Here is a 25,982-nt window from a genome sequence, read left to right as displayed (position 1 = left end):
AGAGGGGGCGGGATGAGGGTGCGGCCTCCCGGCCACGCGCGCCAACGCACCTGACCCACCAGCGCTTTACTGTTGCTTTGTCCGCTCCAGCACCAACAACGGATCGATGCGCACATCGAACCAATTCATCCCCCAATGCAGATGCGGCCCGGTCGCACGACCCGTGGCACCCACCGCGCCGATCACCTGGCCCTGGGCGATGCGGTCGCCGACCTTCACGTCGATTCGCGACAAATGCAGGAAGTTGGAACTGACGCCGTAGCCGTGATCCAGCAGCACGGTGCCGCCGGTCAGGTACAGGTCGGGAGCGGCGAAGGTGATGACGCCGGCGGCCGGGGCCTTGACCGGGGTGCCGGTGGGCACGGCGATGTCCATGCCCGAATGCCCGGCGCCGGGCTGGCCGTTGTAGACCCGGGCATTGCCGAAGCGGCCGCTGATGCGGCCCTGCACCGGCCAGATGAAGGGTGCGGCGAAATCGGTGCGCGGGTCGTCGCGGTCGCGCGCGGCGGTGACCTGGGCCTGTTCGCGCTTGATCCGCTCGGCGATCGCCGGCGGCGGGTTCACCGTCTTCGGCGGCACCCCGTTGACCTGTTCCAGCGGCCAGTCGCGCGGCGTCACCGCGATCTCGACCGTCTCAGTCCCGCCATCCGGGCGCTGCACGGCGATGCGCAGCGGGCCGCGCTCGTCGCGGCCGATGCCGAACACCACGCTGCCGTAGTCGCTGACTCGCAGGGTGCGTCCGGCGTACTGCACGCGGCTGCCGGGCGCGACCTTGCCGATCACCAGCGCGCCCTGCGAGGCGCTGCGCGGGAACACGCTGCGCGCTTCGGCGCCGGCCGTGGCCGGCGTCTGTGCGTGCAGCGCAGGGGCGAGCGGTGCAGTCAGCAGGGCCAGCGCCAATGCGGCGCCGGACACCAGGGCGCCGCGCATCAGCGGTCGAACGCCAGGCGCTGCCCGTTGGGGCTGCCGACCAGGCGGGTGCCGTCCCAGGCCAGCACGCCGTTGACCCAGGTCGCGGCGATCCTGGAGCGGAAGCTGCGGCCTTCGAACGGCGACCAGCCGCACTTGGACAGCACGTCCTCGCGGCGCACGGTGAACGCGGTGTCGTCGATCAGCACCAGGTCGGCGTGGTAGCCCTCGCGCAGGAAGCCGCGTTCGTGCACGTCGAACAGCAGCGCCGGCGCGTGCGCGAACTTGTGCACCACCTGGGCCACGCTGAGCCGGCCCTCGTGGACCAACTCCAGCGCCGCGACCAGCGCGTACTGCACCAGCGGCAGGCCCGACGGCGCCTGCGCGTACGGTTTGCTCTTCTCTTCCCAGGTATGCGGGGCGTGGTCGGTGGCGAGCACATCGATCACGTCCTCGGCGATCGCGCGGATCAGCGCCTCGCGGTCGCTGGCGTCCTTGATCGCCGGGTTGCACTTGATCAGGTTGCCGAGCGTGGCGTAGTCGGCGCGGTCGAAGCGCAGGAAATGGATGCAGGTCTCGGCGGTGATGCGCTTGCCCTGGATCGGGCCGGGGGTGAACAGCGCCAGCTCGTCGGCGGTGGAGATGTGCAGCACGTGCAGGCGGGTGCCGTGCTTCTTCGCCAGCGACACCGCCAGCTGCGAGGACTTCAGGCAGGCCTCGCGCGAGCGGATGTCCGGGTGCATGTCCGGGGTCAGCGCCTCGCCATACTTTTCCTTGAACGCGGCCAGGGTCGCGTCGATGGTCGGGGTGTCTTCGCAGTGGGTGATGATCGGCGTCGGCGCGTCGCGGAAGATCGCGTCCAGGGTCTGCGGGTTGTCGACCAGCATGTTGCCGGTGGAGGCGCCCATGAACACCTTGATGCCGGGCGCGGTCTTCGGGTCCAGGGTCTGGATCGCGGCCAGGTTGTCGTTGCTGGCGCCCAGGTAGAAGCCGTAGTTGCCCCAGGCGCGGCCGTGCGCGGCGTCGTACTTGGCCTGCAGCGCGGCGGCGTCGAGCGTCGGCGGGTTGGTGTTGGGCATGTCCATGAAGCTGGTCAGGCCGCCGGCCACCGCCGCCGCCGATTCGGTGGCGATGTCGCCCTTGTGGGTCAGGCCGGGTTCGCGGAAGTGCACCTGGTCGTCGATCATGCCGGGCAGCAGCCAGCGCCCGGCGGCATCGACCACGGTCTCGCCCTCGCGCGCGGCCAGCTGCGGGGCGATCGCGGCGATGCGGCCGTCGGCGATGCGCAGGTCGCCCTGGGTTTCGCGGCCTTCGTTGACCAGGCGCGCGTTGACGATCAGTGTGGAAGCGGACATCAGTGTTTTCCTTGGCAGCGGCAGGGTGGCGGCGCCGTGGGGTCGGGCACCGGGTCGAACCCGCCAGGATGGAAGGGGTGGCAGCGGCCGACGCGGCGGGCGGCCATCCAGCCGCCGCGCAATGCGCCGAAACGGGCGATGGCGGTCACCGCATACGCCGAGCAACTGGGCACGAAACGACAGCGCGGTCCCAGCAGCGGGCTGATGAAGCGCTGGTACAGGCGCAGCAGGGCGATGAGAGCGCGGGCGATCACATCACCATGATATGCCACTGTGCTGGACTAGGCGGGTCGCTCGGCGTATACGCCGCGTTGTTGCCGCGGGGGGTAGGGTAGGCTATAAAGGCCCGCTTTCCCGGGCCCCGGGAAGACCAAGGAAGAGCGTTCGTGGCTGCTAAAAAACCTGCAAAGAAGGCCGTCCAGGCCGCCAAGAAGCCTGCCAAGCCCGTCGCCAAGAAAGCGACGGTGTCCGCCGCCAGCAAACCGCTGAAGAAAGCCGCGCCTGCGAAGTCGGCAGCCAAGGCCGCGCCGGCCAAATCGGCCAGCAAGGCCGTGGCCAAGAAGCCGGCGGCCAAGCCGGTCGCTGCGTCGCCGGCCAAGTCCGCTCCTGCCAAGAAGGCGCCTGCCAAGCCGGTCGCACCGGCGAAGGCCGCCGCCAAGCCAGCGCCCGCCGCCAAGCCGGCAGCGAAGACGCCCGCGGCCAAGCCTGGCGCCAAGGTCGTCAAGACCGCGGCCGCTCCCGCCAAATCCAAACCGGCCACCGCCCCCGTTGCACCCGCGGTGACCACCTCCGTACCGAAGTCGGCGCCCAAGCCGGCTGCGGCCAAGCCTGTCCCGGTCAAGCCCGCCGCGCCTGCCGCAGCACCGGCCCCCAAGCCCGTTGCCGCCAAGTCCGCCGCGCCGTCGACCCCGCCACAAAAGAATCCCGTGTCCGTTTCGAAATCCTCCGCGAAAACCCCCACCAAGTCCGAATCCACCCCGAAGGCGCCGGTCGCCAAGCCCACCGGCAAGGTCGCCGTGGCCGTGACCGCCAAGTCGAATACGCCGGCCAAGCCGGCCAAGTACAAGGTGGTCGAGTACAAGACCGACGAGGCCACCGGCCGTCCGATCCTGCCCAAGGGCTACAAGCCGGCGGCGGACGAGGAGTACATGAGCGCGCTGCAGCAGGAGTACTTCCGCCAGCGCCTGCTCACTTGGCGCGCCGACCTGGTCGAGGAATCCAAGCAGACCATCGAGAACCTGCGCGACGAAGTCCGCGACATCGGCGACGAGGCCGAGCGCGCGACCCGCGAGACCGAGAACTCGCTGGAACTGCGGACCCGCGACCGCTACCGCAAGCTGATCGGCAAGATCGACAGCACCCTCAAGCGTCTGGACGCCGGCGACTACGGCTACTGCGTGGACACGGGCGAGGAAATCGGCCTGGAGCGCCTGGAAGCGCGTCTGACCGCCGAGCGCACCATCGACGCGCAGGAGCGTTGGGAACATCTGCAGAAGCAGCAGGGCGACTGAGTCCGCGCCGCCCCGGCGTGTCAAGGCAAGGCCCCGCTCGCGCGGGGCTTTGCGTTTTCGGCCCCCTCGTCAGGGCGAAGCGCCTGCCGTCTGCTGCCGCGAGTAGCGGTGGTGCCACTCTTGCTGCACGACCGCCCATCGATGCGCGATGCGCAGCCGAGCGCCTGTCCAGCCGCCGCGGCCGTTCGCGGCCGCGTGGACAGACTTCCGCTGGCAGGCGGGCCCATGCCGGCATGGACGACGGCGCCCTTCAGCGCACGCCGTTGATCAGGCCGCTTTGCGCGTCCTTGCGCAGTTGCACGCCGGGCAGGGCGAAACTGTCCAGGTCCTGCTTGGTGGCTGCAAGGTCCAGCCCGACGATCGCCGACGTCTCCGGATCGACCTCCAGGCCCAGTGGCATCGCGGCGAACTGCACGTAGTCGCGGCTGGCGTTCCATTGCGGCTGCCCGCCGATGGCCTGCAATACCGGATCGACGGGCGTACCGGCCGGCTGGCCGAGCAACTCGAACGGCAACGGCGCATCTGGAGTGGCGAAGGCGATCAGGTTGGTGACCCGGTCGTTGCGAAAGCGCACCGCCAACTGGCTGTAGCGGAGAGCGGTCGCCGGCCGCGGTTGCTGCGCCAGCAGCGCATTGAGCCCGCGCGGGTACAGATACACCACACTGAGCGTCTCCGGATGTGCTGCATCGCTGCGGGTGATGTCCGGCTGGCCCAGTGCGGCCAGCACCTGTTGTCTGCGCATGCCAAGCGCGACGGGTCCCAGACGCGCGCACGGAGGGGGCAGGGTGGCGGCGCTGCTGGTGCCTGCAAGGGCCTGATGCAGCGCGTGCGTGCAGGCCGCCGCATCGCCGCCGGCGGCATGGGCCTGCGAGTAGGCCATGCACAGCGCGAGCAGGCCGAACAGCGGGAAGAACCGGGATGCCATGAGAAATCTCCGTGACGGATGATGCGTGGCGAGGACGGGAGCGCTCCCGTCCTCGCCACGGGGGGAGTTAGTTGCCGTGCCAGCCTTCGCGCTGCCCGTCGGCGGTGATGAACGCGTTGCGCTGGTCGCTGCTCAACGATGACCACTGATCGGACGGATTCAGGCCCGAATTGGTGGTGATGGTGGTGATCATCTCCGAGGTCGGATTTTCGCCACTGCGCCTGCAGCGACGTCGCAAGCGCCTACGTGGCGGTTACATCCGCTGCGTCTTCGGCGCTTCTTCGCTGGAGCACGCCAAGGTCAGATCCAGGCGACGTACCGTCCAATGCGACGGCGTGTCCATCGTCCCCAGCGCATGGATGTGATAGGCGGGGCAGTCCGCATCTTCTTCTGGGTTGTTCTTGATGTCGCAGTTGCCTTCGATCAGGAAGGTGTTGTTCCCTTCGACACCGGTGCGGGCAAATTTCAATGCGGGGCAACTACCGAAGAGCCTCGACAGGGCGAGGTCGTTCTTCAGCACATACGCGATCGCCTGTTCTCCATCTGCGCGGGAAGAGGCTGGATTCGCCTGCAGCGATCCTGGCACGGCAATGGCGAATGCCAACGCCATGCGTATGCACGGTAATCCAAAGACTTTCATGTGGAGAACTTCAATAGGTGGTTGTCTGCCGGGTCGGCGGCGTCGGTGCCTAGTGCGATGCAACTCCGCGCCCGAGTCGAAAGTGGCGTTGCCAGTGCCGCCGTCTCCAGCCATGCCTGGCTTCGGGCGTCCACTGCCGCGTCACGGAAAAGCGAATGTTCCATTCGGCTGATTCCATCCATGTTTCATATGGGGGCCGCGCGTTTCGATGCGCGTCCATTTTCCAGAAGTGGGGTGAAACTTGATTCGGAAGAGATAATTTCGGAGGCTTCTTTCGTCTTCCTTTCTGTGTTTGCGGACTTTCCATCTTTTCTGCAAAATGCGTTCTACCGGTGCTGGTTGGTGGGAAGGTGATCCAATAAAATCAGTTGCTTGTGATCGGAATTTCAGTGCCGTGCGTGGCTTTGGAAAAGCTTTAAATGCGCCTGTCATGACGGTGTCGCATAATGGCGACTGTGGTACATCGCCATGTCGACGCCGACAATCAATGTCACTGCTTGAAAATTATTTCCATTATGTATCCTCGCTCAGTTCGATAACGGAGCGTCGCGCTTGAACGGTCATTCCGACGTGGCCGGATCGGGTGCGCGCAAACCCCGCCGTCGCTGGCGCTGGCCGATCCTGATCGCCCTGTCACTGCTGGCGGTCGTTGCGCTGGGGCCGCGGGTCAGCGTGGCCTTGCCGCAGGTGGCGGCGCCGGCGGTGCCGCAGGATCCGCTGGCGCTGCAGGCCTGGATCGATGCGCGCGAACGTGCCACGCCGGGGCTGCGCCCGGACAACCAGGCGCGGATCGTCTGGGCCGATCCGGCGCATCCCGGGCGCCGCGCGTGCGCCATGGTCTATCTGCATGGCTTCACCGCCAGCCAGGGCGAGGGCGCGCCCACCCACGTGCGGCTGGCGCGCAGCTTCGGCTGCAATCTGTATCTGCCGCGCCTGCCCGGGCACGGCCTGGTCGCAGCCGATGCGCTGCGCGGCGTCGATGCCGGCCGCCTGCTCGCGGGTGCGGCCGAGGCGCTGGCGGTGACCCGGGTGCTGGGCGACCGGGTGGTGGTGATCGGCAATTCGATGGGCGGTGCGCTGGCGACGCAGGCGGTGGCGGCGAATCCGCGCCAGGTGCAGGCGCTGGTGCTGTGGTCGCCGCTGGTGCGCGAGTACGGCGATCAGCTGCAGCCGATGTTGTGGCCGTGGGGCGCGCAGTTGCTGGCGTGGACGCACAACGGTGGCGATCCGATCCTGCGCTATCCGGTCGACAGCGCCTACTGGGCCGACGCCACGCACCTGGACGGCTACCGCGCGCTGGCGGCGCTGACCCGCGGCGGCATGCGGCCGGCGACCTATGCGCGGATCCATGTGCCGGTGTTCCTGGGCTACTACTATCGCGATCCGCAGCACCAGGACCGCACGGTGTCGGTGGCGGCGCTGCAGGCGATGTTCAAGCAGTTGGGAACGCCACCGGCCTTGCGTCAGGCAGTGGACTTTCCTGGGGCGGACAATCACGTGCTGGCCTCGCCGATCCGCTCGCACGCCGTGCCGGCGGTGTTCGCCGCCACCTGCCGGTTCCTGGCGGGGCAGGGCGGCCTGGTGCAGCCGGCCGGCGTGCCGGATTGCGCGCATGCCTGGGCCGACGACGAGGCGCAGGCGCGCGCGGTGGCGGCCGCGCGCTGAGCGCGGTCGTTGTGGCGAATGGAAGGATGACTGGCGCGGTGCGCACGCGCCGGCGCCAGGGTGCGTGATGCACGACCGGGCCGGGCTGTCTCGCGTCCGACCCACACTCGCCATCAGTCACCCCTACTGCAGGTCGCGCAGATCCAGATTGCGCAGCTTGGGCGCTTTCCAGCTGGTGACGCCGACCACGCCCAAGGTCACGCAGCCGCCAAGTACCACGGCGGGCACCAACCCGATCAGCCGCGCCATGACACCGTCGTAGAACGCACCCAGTTCGTTCGACGAGCCGATGAAGATGCCGTTGATCGAGGACACGCGGCCGCGCATCGCGTCCGGCGTGGCCAACTGCAGGATGGTCGAACGCACGATCACCGAGACACCGTCGCACATGCCGTAGGCGAGCAGGATCGCCGCCGACAGCCAGAAGTGCCGCGACAGGCCGAAGGCGATGGTGCACAGGCCGAAGCCGGCCACTGCCAGCAGCAGCACGCGCCCGGCATTGCGCTGCAGCGGGTGCCGTGCCAGCCACACGCCGACCAGGATCGAACCCAGCGCCGGTGCCCCGCGCAGGATGCCCAGCCCCTCGGGGCCGTAGTGCAGGATGTCGTGGATGAACGCCGGCAGCATCGACACCGCGCCGCCCAGCAGCACCGAGAACATGTCCAGGGCCATCGCGCCGAGCATGATCTGGTTGGAGAACACGAACTGCGCGCCTTCGGCGATGCTGCGGAAGATCGGTGCGCGCGGGCCTTCGTGCACCGGCTCGGACACGCGCAGCAGCCACAGCGCCAACAGCGCCGCGCTCGAGGCGCCGATGGCGGTGCCGTAGGCCAGGCTCTTGCCGCCCCAGCCGACCAGCAGACCGCCCAGCGCCGGGCCGATCACCATGCCGGCCTGGAACGCGACGCTGCCGACGCTGGCGCCGCGCGCATAGGCCTCGCGCGGCAGGACGCGGGCGAACAGCGCGTTGTACACCGGCGACAGAAACGCACGCGCGGCGCCGGTCAGGGCGATCGCCGCGTAGATCGGCCACACGCCCTGCGCCGCCAGCCAGCCGCGGCTCACCGCCAGCAGGACCGCGGCGGTGGCGACCAGGCCGACGCTGGCGAGCATGCCCAGGTAGCGGCGCGGCAGGTGGTCGACCAGGTAGCCGGCGAACGGGGCGATGCAGAAGAACGGCAGGATCTCGGCCAGCCCGATCAGGCCCAGCGAGAACGGATCGCGGGTGATCTCGTAGATATGCCAGCCGACCGTGACCGCGACGACCTGGTAGGACAGCATCGCCAGGATGCGGTAGGCCAGCACCAGGGCGAAGCCGGGGTGCGCCAGCAGCGTGCGCAAGGTCTGCGGTGGGGTGGGCAGCGGCGCGCTCATGCCTGCTGGGCGCGCGCGGTGTCCTGGATGAAGGCCAGCAGCGCGGCCAGGCCGTTGCTGCGGGTCGGTGACAGATGCTTGCCCAGGCCGATGGCGGCGACGAAGTCCGGCGCGGTGGCGAGGATGTCCGCGGCGCTGCGCCCGGAATAGACCCGCAGCGCCAGATAGATCAGCCCGGAGACGATCGCCGAGTCGCTGATCGCATGGAACACCAGGCGTTCGGCATTGCCCTCGGGCACGATCCACACCATCGACTGGCAGCCGTGCAGACGGTGCTCCTCGGTCTTCCAGTGCTCGGGGAAGGCGGGCAGCTTGCGGCCCAGGTCGATCAGGTACTGATAGCGCTCGGACCAGTCGCCGAAGAAGCCGAACTCCTCGGCGATGGCGGCCTGGGCGTCGGCGGGCGTGGGTTCGAGCGGAAAGTCGGTGTCGGTCATAGCAGTCCAAGATCAAGCGATGTAAAGCCCCTCTCCCTCCGGGAGAGGGGTTGGGGTGAGGGTGCGGGCGAAGCATCGCGAACTGTCGATGCGAGTCGCTTCGCGTCGTACCCTCGTCCACCCCTTCGGGCGTCTTGTAAAGCCCCTCTCCCCTCGGGAGAGGGGTTGGGGTGAGGGTACGGGCGCAGCTTCGCGAACTTGTCCATGCGAGTCGCCTCGCGCCGTACCCTCATCCGGCGCCCGTACCCTCATCCGCCCCTTCGGGGCACCTTCTCCCAAGGGGAGAAGGGAACAGCCGCGCTTCTTCTGACTGCGCGTGTGGTGTTCACCCGCGCTTCCAACGTACGCCCTGCGGCGTGTCCTCCAGGACAATGCCGGCGTCGGCCAGTTCCTGGCGGATGGCATCGGCGCGGGCGAAGTCGCGGGCCTGCTTGGCGTCGCTGCGGGCGTCGATCAGCGCCTGGATGCGGGCGTCGTCGTCGCTGCCGGCACCCTGGAACCAGACCTGCGGATCCTGCTGCAGCAGGCCCAGGGCCAGGCCGGCGCCGAGCAGGCGGCCCTTGGCCTGGCGCAGCGTGTCCGCACGTTGCGTGGCGTCGGCGGGGTCGGGGCCGCCGGCCGGCGCCGCCTCGCGCAGTGCCTGTCGCGCCTGGGTCGCCAGGCTCGACAGCACCGACAGCGCCAGCGGCGTATTGAGGTCGTCGTCGAGGGCCTCTTCGATCTCGGCCGGAATGACGGCTTCGGCGTCGATGGCCTGCAGATCGCGCAGCGTTCCGTACAGGCCGTCGAGCCGGGCCACCTGGGCCTGGATCAGGGCGTCGGACCAGTCCAGCGGCTGCCGATAGTGGGCACTGAGCAGCGCGCAGCGCAGCGCCTCGGGCGGGTGGCGCTCGATCAGGTCGTGCACGGTCTCGATGTTGCCCAGCGACTTGCTCATCTTGGCGCCGCTGAAGGTCAGCATGCCGTTGTGCAGCCAGACGCGGGCGAAGGTGGCGCCGCCGTGGGCGCATTCGCTCTGCGCGATCTCGTTCTCGTGGTGCGGGAACTGCAGGTCGACGCCGCCGGCATGGATGTCGATGGTCTCGCCCAGGTGCGCGGCGGCCATCGCCGAGCACTCGATGTGCCAGCCGGGGCGGCCGCGGCCCCATGGCGAGTCCCAGCCCGGCAGGTCGTCGCTGGAGGGCTTCCACAGCACGAAGTCGCCCGGATCGCGCTTGTACGGGGCGACCTCGACGCGGGCGCCGGCCAGCATCTCCTCCGGGTCGCGCCGCGACAGCTTGCCGTAATCGGCGAAGCTGGCCACCGCGAACAGCACGTGGCCCTCGGCGGCATAGGCGTGGCCGCCGGCGATCAGCCGCTCGATCATCGCCACGATGTGCGGGATGTGCGCGGTGGCCGCCGGCTCGATGTCCGGCGGAGTCACGCCCAGCGCGGCCATGTCCTGGCGGTAGATGGCCGCGAAGCGGTCGGTGATGGCCGAGATCGGCACGCCCTGCGCCTGCGCGGCGGCGTTGATCTTGTCGTCCACGTCGGTGATGTTGCGGGCGTAGCGCAGTTTGCCGTAGCGGCGCCGCAGCAGTGCCGCCAGCACGTCGAACACCACCGGGCCGCGGGCGTTGCCGATGTGCGCGTAGTTGTAGACGGTGGGGCCGCAGACGTAGAGCGTCGGGCCGGCCACCGGATCGAGCGGTTCGAAGGCGTCGACCCGGCGGGTCAGGTTGTTGTGCAGGCGCAGGCTCATCGGCATCGGCGGTGGGGAAACCGTCCGATTCTACCGGCAGCCGTCGCCAGGCGGGCGCGCGGCGCGCCTGTCGGCTCGCGTTCAGCCCGACGCAAGCCGCCATGCCTACACTCATTGGTCTGCCCTTGCGAAGCTGCTGCCGATGCGCCCGAACCCGTTGTTGCCGCTGGTCGGCATCCTTGCCTGCGCCGCCGCGCCGGCCTGGGCGCAGGACTCCGAGGCGCGCAATCGGGTGGTGGTGATCGAGAACGTCAAGCTGGACTATGCCCAGGTGCTGAACGTGGAGCCGGTCTACCAGACCCTGCGCGCCACCCGCACCGAGCAGCAATGCGACCCGGCCCCCGCGCCGGCCCCGACGGCGCCGGCGCCCAAGCCGGCCGAGGACGACAGCCGCTTGAACCGGTTGATGGATTCGGTGAAGGACATCTTCAGCCGCCGCCACGAGGAGCCGGCACCGCAGACGGCTGCGCCGGCCGCGGCGCCGCAGGGCGGACGCAACTGTCGGATGGTCGAGGTCGGCCGTGAGTTCCGCCGGCCCATCGCCTACGACGTGGACTATGTCTACAAGGGCACCAAGTACCGCTCGCGGCTGCCCGAGGATCCGGGCAACCGCCTGCGTATCCGCGTCTCGGTGGCGCCGTACGTGCCCGACGCGGTGGTGGTGCCGCCGCGCTGAGCGCCGCGCGCGCTTGCGCCTGTGGCGTGCGCGTGCGAGGATGCGCGCCGATGAAAGCGAACCTGCCCCAGCACGATCTCAGCGCCGCACGCATGGCCTCGGGCATGACGTCGCGCGCGCGTCGACCGGAATCCCACATTCTCGCTGGGTAACCGGAGCGTCGTGCCGTTCGTTCTGAAAACCCAGCCCGAGGCTGGGTTTTTTCGTTTTCATCGGCCGGAAAAGTTTCACCCGTAAAGAACCTCCCTGTAGAACGCCTCGCGCGTCCCCGCGTCCCCACCGCTGCAAAGGATCGATCGATGTCTCTGAAGCACTTCTTGAACACCCAGGACTGGAGCCGCGCCGAACTGGACGCGGTGCTGACCCAGGCGGCGCTGTTCAAGCGCAACCGCCTCGGCAGCGAGCTGAAGGGCAAGTCGATCGCGCTGGTGTTCTTCAACCCGTCCATGCGCACCCGCACCAGCTTCGAGCTGGGCGCGTTCCAGTTGGGCGGCCACGCGGTGGTGCTGCAGCCGGGCAAGGACGCATGGCCGATCGAGTTCGACCTGGGCACGGTGATGGACGGCGACACCGAAGAGCACATCGCCGAGGTGGCGCGGGTGCTGGGCCGCTATGTGGACCTGATCGGCGTGCGCGCGTTCCCGAAGTTCGTCGACTGGGCCAAGGACCGCGAGGACCTGGTGCTGAAGAGCTTCGCCAAATATTCGCCGGTGCCGGTGATCAACATGGAGACCATCACCCATCCCTGCCAGGAGCTGGCGCATGCGCTGGCGCTGCAGGAGCACTTCGGCACCCGCGACCTGCGCGGCAAGAAGTACGTGCTGACCTGGACCTACCATCCCAAGCCGCTGAACACCGCGGTGGCCAATTCCGCGCTGACCATCGCCACCCGCCTGGGCATGGACGTGACCCTGCTGTGCCCGACCCCCGACTACGTGCTCGACGAGCGCTACATGGGTTGGGCCGCGCAGAACGTGGCCGAGAGCGGCGGCTCGCTGAGCGTCAGCCACGACATCGACAGCGCCTACGCCGGCGCCGACGTGGTCTACGCCAAGAGCTGGGGCGCGCTGCCGTTCTTCGGCAACTGGGGCCCGGAGAAGCCGATCCGCGACCAGTACCAGCACTTCATCGTCGACGAACGCAAGATGGCGCTGACCAACAACGGCGTGTTCTCGCACTGCCTGCCGCTGCGCCGCAACGTCAAGGCCACCGACGCGGTGATGGATTCGCCCAACTGCATCGCCATCGACGAGGCCGAGAACCGCCTGCATGTGCAGAAGGCGATCATGGCGGCGCTGGCTGGCCAGGGCCGCCGGGATTCGTGATTCGGGATTGGGGATTCGCAACATCGGCTTCCCTATCCGTTCTTACTTTAGTCAACCGCAGAGAGACTCCCCCATGTCGCAGCAATCCGCTTCCACGAATCCCGACTCCCCAATCCCGAATCCCGGCCTCAAGGACATCGTCCTCGCCTTCTCCGGCGGCCTCGACACCAGCTTCTGCATTCCCTACCTGCAGGCCAAGGGGTATGCGGTGCACACCGTGTTCGCCGACACCGGCGGCGTGGATGCCGAGGAGCGCGACTTCATCGAGAAGCGCGCCGCGGAACTGGGCGCGGCCAGCCACGTTACCGTCGACGGCGGCCCGGCGATCTGGGCCGGCTTCGTCAAGCCGTTCGTGTGGGCGGGCGAGGGCTACCAGGGCCAGTATCCGCTGCTGGTGTCGGACCGCTACCTGATCGTCGATGCCGCGCTCAAGCGCGCCGAGGAGCTGGGCACCAAGACCATCGCCCACGGCTGCACCGGCATGGGCAACGACCAGGTGCGCTTCGACCTGGCGGTCAAGGCGCTGGGCGACTACGAGATCGTCGCGCCGATCCGCGAGATCCAGAAGGAACACACCCAGACCCGCGCCTACGAGCAGAAGTACCTGGAGGAGCGCGGCTTCGGCGTGCGTGCCAAGCAGCAGGCCTACACGATCAACGAGAACCTGCTCGGCCTGACCATGTCGGGCGGCGAGATCGACCGCTGGGAAGCGCCGGGCGAGGGCGCCCGCGGCTGGTGCGCGCCGCGCAGCGCGTGGCCGACCGAGCCGCTGACGGTGAAGCTGAAGTTCGTGCAGGGCGAGGCGGTCGAACTCGACGGCAAGGCGCTGCCGGGCGAACAGATCCTGGCCAGGCTCAACAAGCTGTTCGCGCCCTACGGCGTGGGCCGCGGCGTGTACACCGGCGACACCGTGATCGGCCTGAAGGGCCGCATCGTGTTCGAGGCGCCGGGCCTGGTGGCGCTGCTGGCCGCGCACCGCGCGCTGGAGGACGCGGTGCTGACCAAGCAGCAGAACCGCTTCAAGCCGGACGTGGCGCGCAAGTGGGTGGAGCTGGTCTATGAAGGCTTCTACCACGACCCGCTGAAGACCGACTTGGAAGCCTTCCTGAAGTCGTCGCAGGCGATGGTCAACGGCGAGGTGACGCTGGAGACCCGCGGCGGCCGCGTCGACGCGGTGGCGGTGAAGTCGCCGCACCTGCTCAACGCCAAGGGCGCGACCTACGCGCAGTCGGCGGACTGGGGCGTGGCCGAGGCCGAGGGCTTCATCAAGCTGTTCGGCATGAGTTCGACGCTGTACGCGCAAGTGAATCGCTGACGCTCCGAAAAGCCCCTCTCCCTCCGGGAGAGGGGTTGGGGTGAGGGTCCGGGCGAAGCCTCGCACTAGTTGGTTGCGCGAGCTTCGCCAGGATCTTCACCTGCTGGCGCGATTGGCTTCACCAGGCTTCGCTCGTACCCTCATCCGCCCCTGCGGGGCACCTTCTCCCGAGGGGAGAAGGACCTGTCTGATGGACCTCATGCACGCACTGCGCATCAGCACCGACAAGCAGGAACTGGATTTGCCGTTGATCCATCGCTTCCTAAGCGAGCAGGCCTATTGGAGCCTGGGCATCCCGCTGGACACGGTGCAGCGGGCGATCGCCGGTTCGCTGTGCTTCGGCGGCCATCTCGATGGCGTCGGGCAGGTGGCGTTCGCCCGGGTCATCACCGACGGCGCGACCTTCGCCTATCTCGCCGACGTGTTCGTGCTCGACGCCTATCGCGGCCGCGGCTACGGCAAGCAACTGGTGGCGGCGGTGATGGCCCACCCCCAACTGCAAGGCCTGCGTCGCTTCATGCTCGCCACCTCCGATGCGCATGCGCTGTACGCCCAGTATGGGTTCGCCGCGCCGGCGCGGCCGCAGTCGTTGATGGAAATCGCCTATCCCGATCTCTACCGCACCAGCACCACGGCAGCCTGACACACCATGACCGATCTGCTCACCTCCACGCTCGATCACCTGCAGGCGCTGGTGTCCTTCGACACCCGCAATCCGCCGCGGGCGATCGGCACCGATGGCATCTTCGACTACCTCCGCGCGCAACTGCCCGGCTTCGCGGTGGAGGTGGTCGACCACGGCGCCGGCGCGGTCAGCCTGTACGCGGTACGCGGCACGCCGAAGTACCTGTTCAACGTGCACCTGGACACGGTGCCGGATTCGCCGCACTGGAGCGCCGATCCGCACGTCATGCGGCGCCTGGACGATCGCGTGGTCGGCCTTGGCGTGTGCGACATCAAGGGCGCGGCGGCGGCGCTGCTGGCCGCGGCCAATGCCGGCGACGGCGATGCCGCGTTCCTGTTCTCCAGCGACGAGGAAGCCAACGACCCGCGCTGCATCGCCGCGTTCCTGGCCCGCGGTATTCCCTATGAAGCGGTGCTGGTGGCCGAGCCGACCATGAGCGAGGCGGTGCTGGCGCACCGCGGCATCAGTTCGGTGCTGATGCGCTTCGCCGGCCGCGCCGGGCATGCCTCCGGCAAGCAGGATGCCGCGGCCAGCGCCCTGCATCAGGCAATGCGCTGGGGCGGCCGTGCGCTGGACCACGTCGAGTCGCTGGCGCATGCGCGCTTCGGCGGGCTGACCGGGCTGCGCTTCAACATCGGCCGGGTCGAGGGCGGGATCAAGGCCAATATGATCGCGCCGGCGGCGGAGCTGCGCTTCGGTTTCCGGCCGCTGCCGTCGATGGATGTGGATGCGTTGCTGGCGACCTTCGCCGGCTTCGCCGAGCCGGCCGCGGCGCATTTCGAGGAGACCTTCCGCGGGCCGAGCCTGCCGTCGGGAGACATTGCGCGCGCCGAGGACAAGCGCCTGGCCGCGCGCGACGTCGCCGATGCGCTGGAGCTGCCGATCGGCAACGCGGTGGACTTCTGGACCGAGGCCTCGCTGTTCTCCGCCGGCGGCTACACCGCGCTGGTCTACGGCCCGGGCGACATCGCCCAGGCGCATACCGCCGACGAGTTCGTGACGCTGGAGCAACTGCAGCGCTACGCCGCCTCGGTGCACCGCATCATCAACGGCGCGCGCTGAGCCGCGCGCCTTTCCACGTCGCCCGGACCGATCCTGCGATCGGCTCCACCCTGGATTCCTTCGGACATCGCCCCACGCCATGCACGCCAACCGCCAAACCCGCCAGACCATCGTGCGCCTGCTCTCGAGCATGGCCAGCGCGAAGGAGATCAGCCAGTACCTCAAGCGCTTCTCGCAACTGGACGCCAAGCGCTTCGCCGTGGTCAAGGTCGGCGGCGCGGTGCTGCGCGACGACCTTGAGGCGCTGACCTCCTCGCTGTCGTTCCTGCAGGAAGTGGGCCTGACCCCGATCGTGCTGCACGGCGCCGGCCCGCAGCTGGACACGGAGCTGTCCGCCGCCGGCATCGACAAGCAGACTGTCAACGGCCTGCGGGTGACCTCGCCGGAAGCGCTGGCGATCGTGCGCCGGGTGTTCCAGGCTTCCAACCTGAAGCTGGTCGAGGCGCTGCAGCAGAACGGCGCGCGCGCCACCTCGATCACCGGCGGCGTGTTCGAGGCGCAGTACCTGGACCGCGATACCTACGGGCTGGTCGGCGAGGTCACCGCGGTGAACCTGGCGCCGATCGAGGCCAGCCTGCAGGCCGGCTCAATCCCGGTCATCACCAGCCTGGGCGAGACCCCCAGCGGCCAGATCCTCAATATCAACGCCGATTTCGCCGCCAACGAACTGGTGCAGGAACTGCAGCCGTACAAGATCATCTTCCTCACCGGCACCGGCGGCCTGCTCGACGAACAGGGCCGGGTGATCGATTCGATCAACCTGTCCACCGAGTACGACCACCTGATCGCGCAGCCGTGGATCCATGGCGGCATGAAGGTCAAGATCGAGCAGATCAAGGACCTGCTGGACCGGCTGCCGCTGGAGTCTTCGGTGTCGATCACGCGCCCGGCCGACCTGGCCAAGGAACTGTTCACCCACAAGGGCTCGGGCACCCTGGTGCGGCGCGGCGAGAAGGTGCTGCGCGCCACGGCGTGGGGCGAACTGGACCTGCCGCGGCTGAAGACCCTGATCGAATCCAGTTTCGGCCGCACCCTGGTGCCGGACTATTTCGACACCACCAAGCTGCTGCGCGCCTACGTCAGCGAGAACTACCGCACCGCGGTGATCCTCACCGACGAGGGTGGCTATACCTACCTGGACAAGTTCGCGGTGCTCGACGACGCGCAGGGCGAGGGCCTAGGCCGCGCGGTGTGGAACGTGATGCGCGAGGAAACGCCGCAGCTGTTCTGGCGTTCGCGCCACAACAACCAGGTCAACATCTTCTATTACGCCGAGTCCGACGGTTGCTTCAAGCAGGAGAAGTGGAAGGTGTTCTGGTACGGCCTGGAGACCTTCGAGCAGATCCAGCACTGCGTGGCGCATTGCGCGACGCGCACGCCGACCCTGCAGGGTTGAGCGGCGCCTTCGTCATGACCGTTCCCATCTCCAGCATCGATCCCGTGCTGCCCGAGGCCTGGCGCCACGTGCCCACACTGCGCGGCCGCCACGTCAGCCTGGAGCCGCTGCAGGCGGCGCACGCCGAGGGCTTGCGCAACGCCGTACGCGGCAGCGGCCTGGAGGCGCTGTGGTACACCAACGTGCCAGCGCCGGAGCGGGTGGACGCCTACGTCGCCGCCGCGCTGGAGGTGCAGGCGCTGGGCCGGGTGCTGCCGTTCGTGGTGCGCGATGCGCAGGGCGAGATCGTCGGCAGCACGCGCTTCTACGGCCTGGATCCGCAGGTGCCGACGCTGTCGATCGGCTACACCTGGTATGCGCCGCGGGTGCAGCGCAGCGGCCTGAACACCGAGGCCAAGCTGCTGCTGCTCGGGCATGCTTTCGACACGCTCGGCTGCCTCAGCGTGGTGTTCGAGACCAGTTGGTTCAACCACGCCTCGCGCACCGCGATCGCGCGGCTGGGGGCCAAGCAGGACGGCGTGCTGCGCAACCACAAGCGCCACGCCGACGGCACCCCGCGCGACACCGTCATCTTCTCCATCATCGATACGGAATGGGCCGGGGTGAAACGCCACCTGCAGTTCCGCCTGGATTCGCACGCATGAGCACTTCCATTCATTCCATCGGCATCGTCGGCGCCCGTGGCCACACCGGCGCCGAACTGATCCGCCTGATCGCCGCGCATCCGCAGTTGCGGCTGGCCTTCCTGTCGTCGCGCGAGCTGGACGGGCAGCGCGTCGACGCCCACCACGACGCTTACCAGGGCGAACTGCGCTACGAGAATCTCGACCCGGAAGCAGTGGCGGCCAAGCGTGCCGACGTGGTGGTGCTGGCGCTGCCCAACGGCAAGGCCGCGCCCTACGTGGCGGCGCTGGATGCGGCGGTCGCCGCCGGTGCGCCCGACCCGGTCGTGGTCGATCTGTCCGCGGATTACCGCTTCGACCCGGCCTGGTACTACGGCCTGCCGGAACTGACCCGCGTCGGCTATGCCGGGCAGCGCCGCATCAGCAACCCGGGCTGCTACGCCACCGCGATGCAGCTGGCGATCGCGCCGCTGCGCGAGCAGCTCGCCGGGCCGCCGCAGTGCTTCGGCGTGTCCGGCTATTCCGGTGCCGGCACCACGCCGTCGGACAAGAACAACCCGGCGCTGCTGCACGACAACCTGATGCCGTACGCGTTGACCGACCACATGCACGAGCGCGAGGTGTCCGCGCAGCTTGGCGTGCCGGTGGAATTCATGCCGCATGTGGCGCCGCATTTCCGCGGCATCACCATGACCGTGAACCTGTGGCTGCAACAGCCGCTCAAGCTGGACGCGGTGCAGCAGCTGTATCGCACGCGCTATGCCGGTGAGCCGCTGATCGAGGTGATCGACGAGGCACCCTGGGTCAGCCGCATCGCCGGCCGCCACGGCGTGCAGCTCGGCGGCTTCACCCTGGCCCCGGGCAACAAGCGGCTGGTGCTGGTGGCGACGCTGGACAACCTGCTCAAGGGCGCCGCGACGCAGGCGATGCAGAACCTCAATCTGGCGCTGGGCGTGGACGAACTGACGTCGATCCCGCGGATGGACGCGCCGCAGTAGGGCGCCACCTCAGCGCGGCATCCATCACCGCCGCAGCGCGCCGCTTTCCGAATCCCCAATCCCCATTCCCCAATCCCGGCTCTCCAATGACCAATCTGCTCTGGCAAAAACCCGGTGTCGCCGTCGACACGCAGATCCAGGCCTTCCTGGCCGGCGACGACGTGCTCCTGGACCGCGAGTTCTTCCTGCACGACATCGCCGCCAGCGGCGCGCACGCCGAGGGCCTGCAGCGCATCGGCATCCTGTCCGCCGACGAACTGGCCGGGCTGCAGCGCGAGCTGGCGGTGCTGGCCGAGGATTTCCGCAGCGGCGCGTTCGTGCTGGATGCGCGCTTCGAGGACGGCCACTCGGCGATCGAGGCGCGGCTGACCGAGCGCCTGGGCGATGCCGGGCGCAAGATCCACACCGGGCGCAGCCGCAACGACCAGATCCTGGTCGCCACCCGGCTGTGGCTGAAGGACAAGTTGGCGTGGCTGGCGCAATTGAGCGCGGAGATCGCCAAGGTGGCGCTGGACCGCGCGCAGGCCGAGCGCGACCTGCCATTGCCCGGCTACACCCACATCCAGCGTGCCGTGGTGTCCTCGGCGGGCATGTGGTGGGCGGGCTGGGCCGAGGCCTTCCTCGACGATGCCGTCCGCGCCCGCGACACCCTGCGCCTGGTCGACTGCAATCCGCTGGGCACCGCCGCCGGCTACGGCGTCAACCTGCCGCTGGACCGTGCCCACACCACCGCCGCGCTGGGTTTCGCGCGCCTGCAGGTCAGCCCGATCTATGCGCAGCTCTCGCGCGGCAAGTTCGAGATGGCCGCGCTGGAAGCGCTGGGCAGCGCCACCCTGGATCTGCGCCGCCTGGCCTGGGACCTGTCGCTGTTCACCAGCGGCGAATTCGGCTTCGTCGCGTTGCCGGCGCAGTACACCACCGGCAGCTCGATCATGCCCAACAAGCGCAACCCGGACGTGATCGAGCTGATGCGCGCCACCCACGCCAGCGTGGCTGCCGCGCGCACCGAGATCGAGCAGTTGCTGTCGTTGCCGTCGGGCTATCACCGCGACCTGCAGAGCAGCAAGGGCGCGATCTTCCATGGCTTCGGCCGAGGCCTGTCCGCGCTGGAGCTGCTGCCGGCGCTGCTGGCCAACCTGGAGTGGCGCGAGGACAGGCTGCGCGCGGCGATCGATTCGGGCATGTACGCCACCGACGTGGCGGTGGAAGCCGCAGTGGCCGGTGTGCCGTTCCGCGAGGCCTACCAGGCCGCCGCCGCGTCCGCCGACAGCGCTGGGCAGGGGCGCACGCCGGAAGGCAGCCTGGCCGCGCGGGTCTCGCCCGGCGCTGCCGCCGATCTGCGCCTGGACGAGCTGCAGGCGCGCTGGCACGCGCTGGACGCTTGATTGCCTGTGGGAGGGCTTCAGCCGCGACGCCTCGGCGCTAACGCGTCGGGGCTGAAGCCCCTCCCACAAAAAGCATTCGCTGCGACGCCGAACATGCAAACCGATTGCAGAAGGAACACCGTACGATGAAGCACTACCTGGTCCTGGCGATGCGCAAACCGAGCTTCGACGAGCGCGTGGTCGCGCCGCATCAGGCCTTCCTCGACGACCTGCGCGCACGCGGCCTGCTGGCGCTGACCGGCGGCTTCAGCGACCGCAGCGGCGGCGCCTACCTGCTGCAGGGCGTGGACGACCTGGCGCAGGCGCAGGCGATCGTCGCCGCCGATCCGCTGGCGATCCACGGCAGCTCCGACCTCACCGTCTACGAATGGAACACGCGCTGATCCCATGACCTCGCAGACGCCATCGCCCTTCGTCGAACAACGCCTGCCGCCGTGGCGGCGCGCGGTGCTCAAGGTCGGCAGCAGCCTGTTGGCCGCCGACGGCGGCGGGCTGACCCCGCGCTTCGCGCTGGGCCTGGCGCAGTTCGTCTCGGCCAACCTGGCGGCCGGGCGCGAACTGGTGATCGTGTCCTCCGGCGCGGTCGCCGCCGGGCGCGCCATCGTGCCCAAGGCCGCCGAGGCCGGTGCGGCGCTGGCGGCACGGCAGGCGCTGGCCGCGCTCGGCCAGGCGCAGTTGATCGCGCTGTGGCAGCGCTTCTTCGAGCGGCCGGTGGCGCAGGTGCTGCTGACCCACGACGACCTGCGCAACCGTCGCCGCTACCTCAATGCGCGCGCCACGCTGGGCGAACTGTTGCGGCTGGGCGCGCTGCCGGTGGTGAACGAGAACGACACCGTCTCGGTGGACGAACTCAAGCTCGGCGACAACGACAATCTGGCCGCGATCGTCGCCGCCCTGGTCGATGCCGATGCGCTGTTCATCGCCACCGATATCGACGGCCTGTACACCGCCGACCCGCGCCGCGACCCGCAGGCACAACCGCTGCACGAGGTGCAGGAACTGAGCGCGGCGGTGCTGGCCATGGCCGGCGGCAGCGGCAGCGGCGTGGGCACCGGCGGCATGCGCACCAAGCTGGAGGCCGCGGCCAAGGCCGGCGCCGCCGGCATCGAGACCTATCTGTTCAACGGCCGCAGCGCCGAGGTGCTGCGCGGCCTGGCCCAGGACAGCCTGCGCGGCACCCGCATCCATGCCGCGCGCACCCGCATCGCTGCGCGGAAGTACTGGCTGCGTCACGTGCCGGTGGAACCGGGAGCGATCCTGATCGATGCTGGCGCTGCCGCCGCGCTGCTCGACAAGGGCGCCTCGCTGCTGCCGGGCGGCGTGGCCGGTGCTGTGGGCGAGTTCCGCCGCGGCGACATGGTGGAGGTGCGCCTGCGCGACGCGGCCGGGGAACGCTGCCTGGCGCGCGGGGTCAGCCAGTACGCGGCGGTGGACATCCGCCGCATCGCCGGCCGCCACTCGCGCGACATCGAGGCGATCCTGGGCTACAACTACGGCGAGAACGTGATCCATCGCGACGATCTGGTGGTGGTGCGGGAATCGGGAGTCGGCAATGGGGAGTCGGCGTAACTGCGTCGAGCCCCGCACCAGCCGCGACGGCGCCGCGGATTCTGCTCCAATGTGCGCGCCGCCTTTCATTTCCCAACGTAGCGCCTAGCCTTTTCGAATCCCGAATCCCGAATCCCGAATCCCGAATCCACCGGAGCCGCCCAATGACCTCCATCCGCACCCAGGCCCTGCACTGCCGCGATGCCGCGCAAGCGCTGGCGCAGTTGTCGTCGCCGGCCAAACAGGCGCTGCTGGAGGCGATGGCGGCGGCGCTGGAGGCGGATGCCGAAGCGATCCTCGCCGCCAATGCGCGCGATCTGGAGGCGGCGCGGGCCAAGGAGGTCGGCAGCGCGATGCTCGATCGGCTGGCGCTGGACCGCAAACGCCTGGACGGCATCGCCGCGGCGCTGCGCGAGGTGGCGGGCCTGCCCGACCCGGTGGGGCAGGTAACCCGCGACGACGTGCGCCCCAACGGCATCCGCGTGCAGAAGATCCGCGTGCCGCTGGGCGTGGTGGCGATGATCTACGAGGCGCGCCCCAACGTTACCGCCGACGCCGCGGCGCTGTGCATCAAGGCCGGCAACGGGGTGATCCTGCGCGGCGGCTCCGAGGCGATCCACTCCAATACCGCCATCGCCGCATCACTGCGCCGGGCGCTTCGCGCCGCCGGCATCGGCGAGGCCGCGTTGACCCTGGTCGAGGATCTGCGCCGCGAGACCATGCTGGAGCTGCTGCAGCTGAACGACATCGTCGACCTGGCGATCCCGCGCGGCGGCGAGGGCCTGATCCGCTTCGTCGCCGAACATGCGCGGGTGCCGGTGATCAAGCACTACAAGGGCGTGTGCCATCTGTTCGTGGACGCCTCGGCGGACCTGGCGCTGGCGGCGAAGCTGCTCATCGACGGCAAGACCACGCGGCCGGCCGCCTGCAATTCGCTGGAAACGCTGCTGGTGCACGCCGACGTGGCCGCGCGCTTCCTGCCGCTGGCGGCGCAGGCGCTGCGCGAATGCGGCGTCGCCCTGCGCGGCGATGCCGCCACCCGCGCGCTGCTGCCGGACATCGACCCCGCCAGCGACGACGACTACGCCGCCGAATATCTGGACCTGATCCTGGCGGTGGCGGTGGTGCCCGACCTGGACGCGGCGATCGCACACATCCGCCGCTACGGCTCGGACCACACCGAAGTCATCGCCACCGCCGATGCGGCCAACGCCGAGGCGTTCGTGCAGGCGCTGCGCGCGGCGGTGGTGATGGTCAACGCCTCCTCGCGCTTCTCCGACGGCGGCGAACTCGGCCTGGGCGCGGAGATCGGCATCTCCACCACGCGCCTGCACGCCTACGGCCCGATGGGCCTGGAAGCGCTGACCGTGGAGCGCTTCGTGGTGCGCGGCGAAGGCCAGGTGCGGCACTGAGGCGCTGCGATCCTGGTCGGTCGGGCGCCTGAGCTGCCTGGCAAGGGAGTGATCTGCGTCGTGTCGGTGGAGCTGGGGCAGGGCAGCCACCTGGGCTGATTGGCATAGCGTGCCTGCGCGCTCGCGTGCCCGCGGCGCCAACGGCGAGGGTCGGCGACCCAGCCTTTGTCACTTGCCGAGTGAGGCGCCGTCGCCTAGCGTCGCGGATTCGCCTCCTTTCGGGATCCAATGCTCATGCGCCGCCTCGCTCCCTGCCTGCTCGCCGCTGCCGTCGCCCTCGCCACCGCCGGCACCGCGTTCGCCCAGACCGCGCCGATGACCCCGGACATCACCGGCAAGCCCTTCGTCGCGCCGACCGCGGCCAACGACTACATCAAGCGCGAGGTGATGATCCCGATGCGCGACGGGGTCAAGCTGCACACGGTGATCGTGCTGCCCAAGGGCGCGCACGGCGCGCCGATGCTGCTGACCCGCACGCCCTACGACGCCAGCGGCCGTGCCAGCCGGCTGGCCTCGCCGCACATGCGCGATCTGCTGCCGCAAGGCGACGAGGTGTTCGTCGACGGCGGCTACATCCGCGTGTTCCAGGATATCCGTGGCAAATACGGCTCGGAGGGCGACTACGTGGTGACCCGGCCGCTGCGCGGGCCGCTCAACCCGACCAAGGTCGACCATGCCACCGACGCCTGGGACACCATCGACTGGCTGGTCAAGCACGTGCCCGAATCCAACGGCAAGGTCGGCATGATCGGTTCGTCCTACGAGGGCTTCACCGTGGTGATGGCGCTGGCCGATCCGCATCCGGCGCTAAAGGTGGCCGCGCCGGAGAGCCCGATGATCGACGGCTGGATGGGCGACGACTGGCTCAACTACGGCGCCTTCCGCCAGGTCAACCTGGACTACTTCACCGGCCAGATGACCCGGCGCGGCAAGGGCGAGGGCATCCCGCGCCAGGGCTACGACGACTACAGCAATTTCCTGCGCGCCGGCTCGGCCGGCGACTACGCCAAGGCCGCCGGGCTGGAGCAGTTGCCGTGGTGGCGCAAGCTCACCGAGCACCCGGCCTACGATGCGTTCTGGCAGGAGCAGGCGCTGGACAAGGTGATGGCGCGCACCCCGCTGAAGGTGCCGACGATGTGGCTGCAGGGGCTGTGGGACCAGGAAGACATGTGGGGCGCGATCCACAGCTACGAGGCGATGGAGCCGCGCGACACCGGCAACGACAAGAACTACCTGGTGATGGGGCCGTGGCGGCACAGTCAGGTCAACTACGAGGGCGCCTCGCTGGGCGCGCTGCAGTTCGACGGCGACACCGCGCTGCAGTTCCGCCGCGACGTGCTCAAGCCGTTCTTCGATCAGTACCTGGTCGACGGCGCGCCCAAGGCCGACACGCCGCCGGTGCTGATCTACGATACCGGCGCCAACCACTGGGACCGCCTGCAGCGCTGGCCGCTGAGCTGCGCGCAGGGCTGCCCGGCGCAGAGCAAGCCGCTGTACCTGGAGGCCGGCGGCCGCGTCTCGTTCGAGGCGCCCCAGGCCGGGCAGGGCGAGTACACCGAGTACGTGTCCGACCCGGCCAAGCCGGTGCCGTTCGTGCCGCGCCCGGTGGTGTTCGGCGACCGCGACATGTGGACCACCTGGCTGGTGCACGACCAGCGCTTCGTCGACGGCCGCCCGGACGTGCTGACCTTCGTCAGCGAACCGCTGCAGGCGCCGCTGCGCATCGCCGGCGCGCCGGAAGTGCACCTGCAGGCGTCCACCAGCGGCAGCGACAGCGACTGGGTGGTGAAGCTGATCGACGTGTACCCGGACCAGATGGCGTCCGATCCGAAACTGGGCGGCTACGAATTGCCGGTGTCGTTGGCGATCTTCCGCGGCCGCTACCGCGAAAGCTTCGAGCATCCGGCGCCGCTGACCCCGAACCAGCCGCTGGCCTACCGCTTCGGCCTGCCCACCGCCAACCACACCTTCGAGCGTGGCCACCGGGTGATGGTGCAGGTGCAGTCGAGCCTGTTCCCGCTGTACGACCGCAATCCGCAGACCTACGTGCCGAACATCTACTTCGCCAAGCCCGGCGATTACCAGAAGGCGACGCAGCGGATCTGGCACACGCCGCAGCAGGCCAGTTTCATCAGTTTGCCTGTGTACTGAGCCAGAGAGTGCCGCACCGGCGGCGCGCGACGCCACGCGTCGCGCTGCCGACCGTCCAGGTTCGGTGGGCCGATCGTCATGACAGGGCCGGGCGCTGCGCAGGCGCGCTGGCCGCATGGTGTCGCCTGCGCCTGTCGATGCAATCGTTTGCCGGCGCGGTTCGGCGAACGCAGCCGATGGAGGGACGCACGCAGCCGCGCAGAACCGGGCCATGCCGGTGGCGTCATTTTTTATTGCTTTGCGCAATAACCTTGAAAAACCCGCAGCGGGCTTTGTGAAAAAAGCGTCGCTGGAGTGTGGTGCTAAACACAGTTGTGTCACGTATTTGTGCCGATTTATTGCCCATGTGTGTCGTCGTTGGCAAAGATCGGTGCGTGCAAACGGAAGGGGGGACCGCGTAACGCCAGTTCTCTGGCGGGTATGCGGCACGATCGATCCGGACCTGAAGGTGGCACCTCGCAATGCAGGCGAGGCATGTCGGCGCAGTGTCACTGCACATGGTGTTGCCGTCCTGCCGTTCGAACTGTTTGGCTTTCACAAGGAGTGCCCGTGATGTCATTGGACACCGCCCGTTTGTCTCGTTCGCCCCGTCACGTGGCGCATTGCCGCCGCCGGCCTCATCCCCGGGTTTCTCCCTCGCAACGACCCCGACGCTAGCTGCGTCCACCCCGACGTGGCGCGCGGCAGTGCGTGCGCTGCGTTGCTTGATCACCGATCCAAAGCTTGTCGTGGACCGATAGGGCCGCGTAGGTGAGGTGTTGCCTGCGCATCGGCCGGCACGGCGCCCAGGCGCGTCGATTGCCCCAGGCCATCGGCTCACGCTCGCCCGCTTCCGCCCATCCTCGCGAA

General features: G+C 69.0%; 25 protein-coding genes. 16 read left to right on the top strand and 9 right to left on the bottom strand.

Annotated elements, in window-relative coordinates:
* Nucleotides 1-66 precede the first annotated feature (66 nt).
* From SLW56_RS00265 to yidD, 3 genes are read right to left on the bottom strand one after another with little or no spacing between them, the layout of a single operon-like run.
* Nucleotides 67-930: a M23 family metallopeptidase gene (locus tag SLW56_RS00265; RefSeq protein WP_320694181.1), complete on the bottom strand. Its 864-nt coding sequence runs from the start codon at nucleotides 928-930 to the stop codon at nucleotides 67-69.
* Nucleotides 930-2,264 carry a dihydroorotase gene (locus tag SLW56_RS00260; protein ID WP_267102666.1) on the bottom strand — a complete coding sequence of 445 codons (1,335 nt, stop codon included), beginning with the start codon at nucleotides 2,262-2,264 and terminating at the stop codon, nucleotides 930-932. The genes SLW56_RS00265 and SLW56_RS00260 overlap by 1 nt, the downstream gene beginning before the upstream one ends.
* The gene (gene yidD / locus SLW56_RS00255; RefSeq protein ID WP_026144024.1) at nucleotides 2,264-2,536 is read right to left on the bottom strand and encodes a membrane protein insertion efficiency factor YidD; all 273 of its coding nucleotides are present in this window, start codon (nucleotides 2,534-2,536) and stop codon (nucleotides 2,264-2,266) included. The genes SLW56_RS00260 and yidD overlap by 1 nt, the downstream gene beginning before the upstream one ends.
* Before the next feature lie 114 nt (nucleotides 2,537-2,650).
* Between yidD and dksA the strand changes: the two genes are divergently transcribed.
* Nucleotides 2,651-3,775: an RNA polymerase-binding protein DksA gene (gene dksA, locus SLW56_RS00250; RefSeq protein ID WP_267099605.1), complete on the top strand. Its 1,125-nt coding sequence runs from the start codon at nucleotides 2,651-2,653 to the stop codon at nucleotides 3,773-3,775.
* A 250-nt stretch (nucleotides 3,776-4,025) separates the two neighbouring features.
* Here dksA and SLW56_RS00245 read toward each other — a convergent pair whose 3' ends face one another.
* The 3 genes from SLW56_RS00245 to SLW56_RS00235 all read right to left on the bottom strand — a co-directional run bounded on the left by SLW56_RS00245 (nucleotide 4,026) and on the right by SLW56_RS00235 (nucleotide 5,310).
* Nucleotides 4,026-4,700 carry a secreted signal peptide protein gene (locus tag SLW56_RS00245; RefSeq protein ID WP_320694180.1) on the bottom strand — a complete coding sequence of 225 codons (675 nt, stop codon included), beginning with the start codon at nucleotides 4,698-4,700 and terminating at the stop codon, nucleotides 4,026-4,028.
* 67 nt (nucleotides 4,701-4,767) lie between these two features.
* Nucleotides 4,768-4,893 (bottom strand): hypothetical protein, encoded by a 126-nt coding sequence (locus SLW56_RS00240; protein ID WP_320694179.1) that lies wholly within the window; start codon nucleotides 4,891-4,893, stop codon nucleotides 4,768-4,770.
* Between the two features lie 60 nt (nucleotides 4,894-4,953).
* Nucleotides 4,954-5,310 carry a hypothetical protein gene (locus SLW56_RS00235; protein ID WP_320694178.1) on the bottom strand — a complete coding sequence of 119 codons (357 nt, stop codon included), beginning with the start codon at nucleotides 5,308-5,310 and terminating at the stop codon, nucleotides 4,954-4,956.
* Between the two features lie 582 nt (nucleotides 5,311-5,892).
* Between SLW56_RS00235 and SLW56_RS00230 the strand changes: the two genes are divergently transcribed.
* Nucleotides 5,893-7,005 (top strand): alpha/beta hydrolase, encoded by a 1,113-nt coding sequence (locus tag SLW56_RS00230; protein ID WP_082028933.1) that lies wholly within the window; start codon nucleotides 5,893-5,895, stop codon nucleotides 7,003-7,005.
* A gap of 123 nt (nucleotides 7,006-7,128) precedes the next feature.
* Here SLW56_RS00230 and SLW56_RS00225 read toward each other — a convergent pair whose 3' ends face one another.
* From SLW56_RS00225 to cysS, 3 genes are all read right to left on the bottom strand, one after another.
* Entirely contained in the window at nucleotides 7,129-8,379 is a 1,251-nt protein-coding gene (locus SLW56_RS00225) for an MFS transporter (RefSeq protein ID WP_043095628.1), read from the bottom strand.
* Nucleotides 8,376-8,816, bottom strand: coding sequence for a SufE family protein (locus SLW56_RS00220; RefSeq protein WP_017912501.1), 441 nt, complete (start codon nucleotides 8,814-8,816; stop codon nucleotides 8,376-8,378). The genes SLW56_RS00225 and SLW56_RS00220 overlap by 4 nt, the downstream gene beginning before the upstream one ends.
* Nucleotides 8,817-9,141: 325 nt before the next feature.
* On the bottom strand, nucleotides 9,142-10,557 hold the full coding sequence (cysS, locus tag SLW56_RS00215; RefSeq protein ID WP_295910599.1) for a cysteine--tRNA ligase: 1,416 nt from the start codon (nucleotides 10,555-10,557) through the stop codon (nucleotides 9,142-9,144).
* A gap of 142 nt (nucleotides 10,558-10,699) precedes the next feature.
* On the opposite strand from cysS, the gene SLW56_RS00210 reads away from it, so the two are divergent.
* The 14 genes from SLW56_RS00210 to SLW56_RS00145 all read left to right on the top strand — a co-directional run bounded on the left by SLW56_RS00210 (nucleotide 10,700) and on the right by SLW56_RS00145 (nucleotide 25,686).
* Nucleotides 10,700-11,233: a hypothetical protein gene (locus SLW56_RS00210; RefSeq protein WP_150409058.1), complete on the top strand. Its 534-nt coding sequence runs from the start codon at nucleotides 10,700-10,702 to the stop codon at nucleotides 11,231-11,233.
* Between the two features lie 299 nt (nucleotides 11,234-11,532).
* On the top strand, nucleotides 11,533-12,558 hold the full coding sequence (locus SLW56_RS00205; RefSeq protein ID WP_267121041.1) for an N-acetylornithine carbamoyltransferase: 1,026 nt from the start codon (nucleotides 11,533-11,535) through the stop codon (nucleotides 12,556-12,558).
* Between the two features lie 73 nt (nucleotides 12,559-12,631).
* Entirely contained in the window at nucleotides 12,632-13,873 is a 1,242-nt protein-coding gene (locus tag SLW56_RS00200; protein WP_320694177.1) for an argininosuccinate synthase, read from the top strand.
* A 190-nt stretch (nucleotides 13,874-14,063) separates the two neighbouring features.
* Complete coding sequence (locus SLW56_RS00195; RefSeq protein ID WP_043095626.1) at nucleotides 14,064-14,516, top strand: GNAT family N-acetyltransferase; 453 nt, start codon at nucleotides 14,064-14,066, stop codon at nucleotides 14,514-14,516.
* Between the two features lie 6 nt (nucleotides 14,517-14,522).
* Nucleotides 14,523-15,620, top strand: a complete 1,098-nt coding sequence (locus SLW56_RS00190; protein ID WP_295844333.1) for an acetylornithine deacetylase — start codon at nucleotides 14,523-14,525, stop codon at nucleotides 15,618-15,620.
* Between the two features lie 79 nt (nucleotides 15,621-15,699).
* A complete protein-coding gene (locus SLW56_RS00185) occupies nucleotides 15,700-17,016 on the top strand; it encodes an acetylglutamate kinase (protein WP_320694176.1) in 1,317 nt (438 codons plus the stop codon).
* Nucleotides 17,017-17,030: 14 nt separating this feature from the next.
* Nucleotides 17,031-17,660 carry a GNAT family protein gene (locus SLW56_RS00180; protein WP_267123288.1) on the top strand — a complete coding sequence of 210 codons (630 nt, stop codon included), beginning with the start codon at nucleotides 17,031-17,033 and terminating at the stop codon, nucleotides 17,658-17,660.
* Nucleotides 17,657-18,637 (top strand): N-acetyl-gamma-glutamyl-phosphate reductase, encoded by a 981-nt coding sequence (argC, locus tag SLW56_RS00175; RefSeq protein WP_320694175.1) that lies wholly within the window; start codon nucleotides 17,657-17,659, stop codon nucleotides 18,635-18,637. The genes SLW56_RS00180 and argC overlap by 4 nt, the downstream gene beginning before the upstream one ends.
* A gap of 86 nt (nucleotides 18,638-18,723) precedes the next feature.
* Nucleotides 18,724-20,022, top strand: a complete 1,299-nt coding sequence (gene argH / locus SLW56_RS00170) for an argininosuccinate lyase (protein ID WP_320694174.1) — start codon at nucleotides 18,724-18,726, stop codon at nucleotides 20,020-20,022.
* Between the two features lie 125 nt (nucleotides 20,023-20,147).
* The gene (locus tag SLW56_RS00165; RefSeq protein ID WP_017917302.1) at nucleotides 20,148-20,405 is read left to right on the top strand and encodes a YciI family protein; all 258 of its coding nucleotides are present in this window, start codon (nucleotides 20,148-20,150) and stop codon (nucleotides 20,403-20,405) included.
* A gap of 4 nt (nucleotides 20,406-20,409) precedes the next feature.
* Complete coding sequence (gene proB, locus SLW56_RS00160; protein WP_152237520.1) at nucleotides 20,410-21,591, top strand: glutamate 5-kinase; 1,182 nt, start codon at nucleotides 20,410-20,412, stop codon at nucleotides 21,589-21,591.
* A gap of 143 nt (nucleotides 21,592-21,734) precedes the next feature.
* Nucleotides 21,735-22,982, top strand: coding sequence for a glutamate-5-semialdehyde dehydrogenase (locus tag SLW56_RS00155; protein WP_320694173.1), 1,248 nt, complete (start codon nucleotides 21,735-21,737; stop codon nucleotides 22,980-22,982).
* Between the two features lie 234 nt (nucleotides 22,983-23,216).
* Nucleotides 23,217-25,133, top strand: coding sequence for a CocE/NonD family hydrolase (locus tag SLW56_RS00150; RefSeq protein ID WP_295960340.1), 1,917 nt, complete (start codon nucleotides 23,217-23,219; stop codon nucleotides 25,131-25,133).
* Nucleotides 25,134-25,248: 115 nt separating this feature from the next.
* On the top strand, nucleotides 25,249-25,686 hold the full coding sequence (locus tag SLW56_RS00145; protein ID WP_320694172.1) for a hypothetical protein: 438 nt from the start codon (nucleotides 25,249-25,251) through the stop codon (nucleotides 25,684-25,686).
* Nucleotides 25,687-25,982 lie beyond the last annotated feature (296 nt).

Source organism: Xanthomonas sp. LF07-6 (assembly GCF_034105445.1).
Classification (GTDB): Bacteria; Pseudomonadota; Gammaproteobacteria; order Xanthomonadales; family Xanthomonadaceae; genus Xanthomonas_A; species Xanthomonas_A sontii.
The sequence above is the reverse complement of the archived record's forward strand: the minus strand, read 5'-3'. Positions and strand labels throughout refer to the sequence as shown.

Excerpts from the sequence above, each read along its gene's own strand:
- SLW56_RS00225 (WP_043095628.1), bottom strand. The coding sequence starts at position 8,379 with ATGAGCGCGCCGCTGCCCACCCCACCGCAGACCTTGCGCACGCTGCTG.
- SLW56_RS00190 (WP_295844333.1), top strand. The coding sequence starts at position 14,523 with ATGACCGATCTGCTCACCTCCACGCTCGATCACCTGCAGGCGCTGGTG.
- SLW56_RS00145 (WP_320694172.1), top strand. The coding sequence starts at position 25,249 with ATGGTGTCGCCTGCGCCTGTCGATGCAATCGTTTGCCGGCGCGGTTCG.
- SLW56_RS00235 (WP_320694178.1), bottom strand. The coding sequence starts at position 5,310 with ATGGCGTTGGCATTCGCCATTGCCGTGCCAGGATCGCTGCAGGCGAAT.
- SLW56_RS00155 (WP_320694173.1), top strand. The coding sequence starts at position 21,735 with ATGACCTCCATCCGCACCCAGGCCCTGCACTGCCGCGATGCCGCGCAA.
- cysS (WP_295910599.1), bottom strand. The coding sequence starts at position 10,557 with ATGAGCCTGCGCCTGCACAACAACCTGACCCGCCGGGTCGACGCCTTC.
- SLW56_RS00265 (WP_320694181.1), bottom strand. The coding sequence starts at position 930 with ATGCGCGGCGCCCTGGTGTCCGGCGCCGCATTGGCGCTGGCCCTGCTG.
- SLW56_RS00195 (WP_043095626.1), top strand. The coding sequence starts at position 14,064 with ATGGACCTCATGCACGCACTGCGCATCAGCACCGACAAGCAGGAACTG.
- SLW56_RS00205 (WP_267121041.1), top strand. The coding sequence starts at position 11,533 with ATGTCTCTGAAGCACTTCTTGAACACCCAGGACTGGAGCCGCGCCGAA.
- SLW56_RS00210 (WP_150409058.1), top strand. The coding sequence starts at position 10,700 with ATGCGCCCGAACCCGTTGTTGCCGCTGGTCGGCATCCTTGCCTGCGCC.
- SLW56_RS00165 (WP_017917302.1), top strand. The coding sequence starts at position 20,148 with ATGAAGCACTACCTGGTCCTGGCGATGCGCAAACCGAGCTTCGACGAG.
- SLW56_RS00185 (WP_320694176.1), top strand. The coding sequence starts at position 15,700 with ATGCACGCCAACCGCCAAACCCGCCAGACCATCGTGCGCCTGCTCTCG.
- SLW56_RS00180 (WP_267123288.1), top strand. The coding sequence starts at position 17,031 with ATGACCGTTCCCATCTCCAGCATCGATCCCGTGCTGCCCGAGGCCTGG.
- SLW56_RS00245 (WP_320694180.1), bottom strand. The coding sequence starts at position 4,700 with ATGGCATCCCGGTTCTTCCCGCTGTTCGGCCTGCTCGCGCTGTGCATG.
- argH (WP_320694174.1), top strand. The coding sequence starts at position 18,724 with ATGACCAATCTGCTCTGGCAAAAACCCGGTGTCGCCGTCGACACGCAG.
- argC (WP_320694175.1), top strand. The coding sequence starts at position 17,657 with ATGAGCACTTCCATTCATTCCATCGGCATCGTCGGCGCCCGTGGCCAC.
- SLW56_RS00240 (WP_320694179.1), bottom strand. The coding sequence starts at position 4,893 with ATGATCACCACCATCACCACCAATTCGGGCCTGAATCCGTCCGATCAG.
- SLW56_RS00200 (WP_320694177.1), top strand. The coding sequence starts at position 12,632 with ATGTCGCAGCAATCCGCTTCCACGAATCCCGACTCCCCAATCCCGAAT.
- SLW56_RS00260 (WP_267102666.1), bottom strand. The coding sequence starts at position 2,264 with ATGTCCGCTTCCACACTGATCGTCAACGCGCGCCTGGTCAACGAAGGC.
- proB (WP_152237520.1), top strand. The coding sequence starts at position 20,410 with ATGACCTCGCAGACGCCATCGCCCTTCGTCGAACAACGCCTGCCGCCG.
- SLW56_RS00150 (WP_295960340.1), top strand. The coding sequence starts at position 23,217 with ATGCGCCGCCTCGCTCCCTGCCTGCTCGCCGCTGCCGTCGCCCTCGCC.
- SLW56_RS00220 (WP_017912501.1), bottom strand. The coding sequence starts at position 8,816 with ATGACCGACACCGACTTTCCGCTCGAACCCACGCCCGCCGACGCCCAG.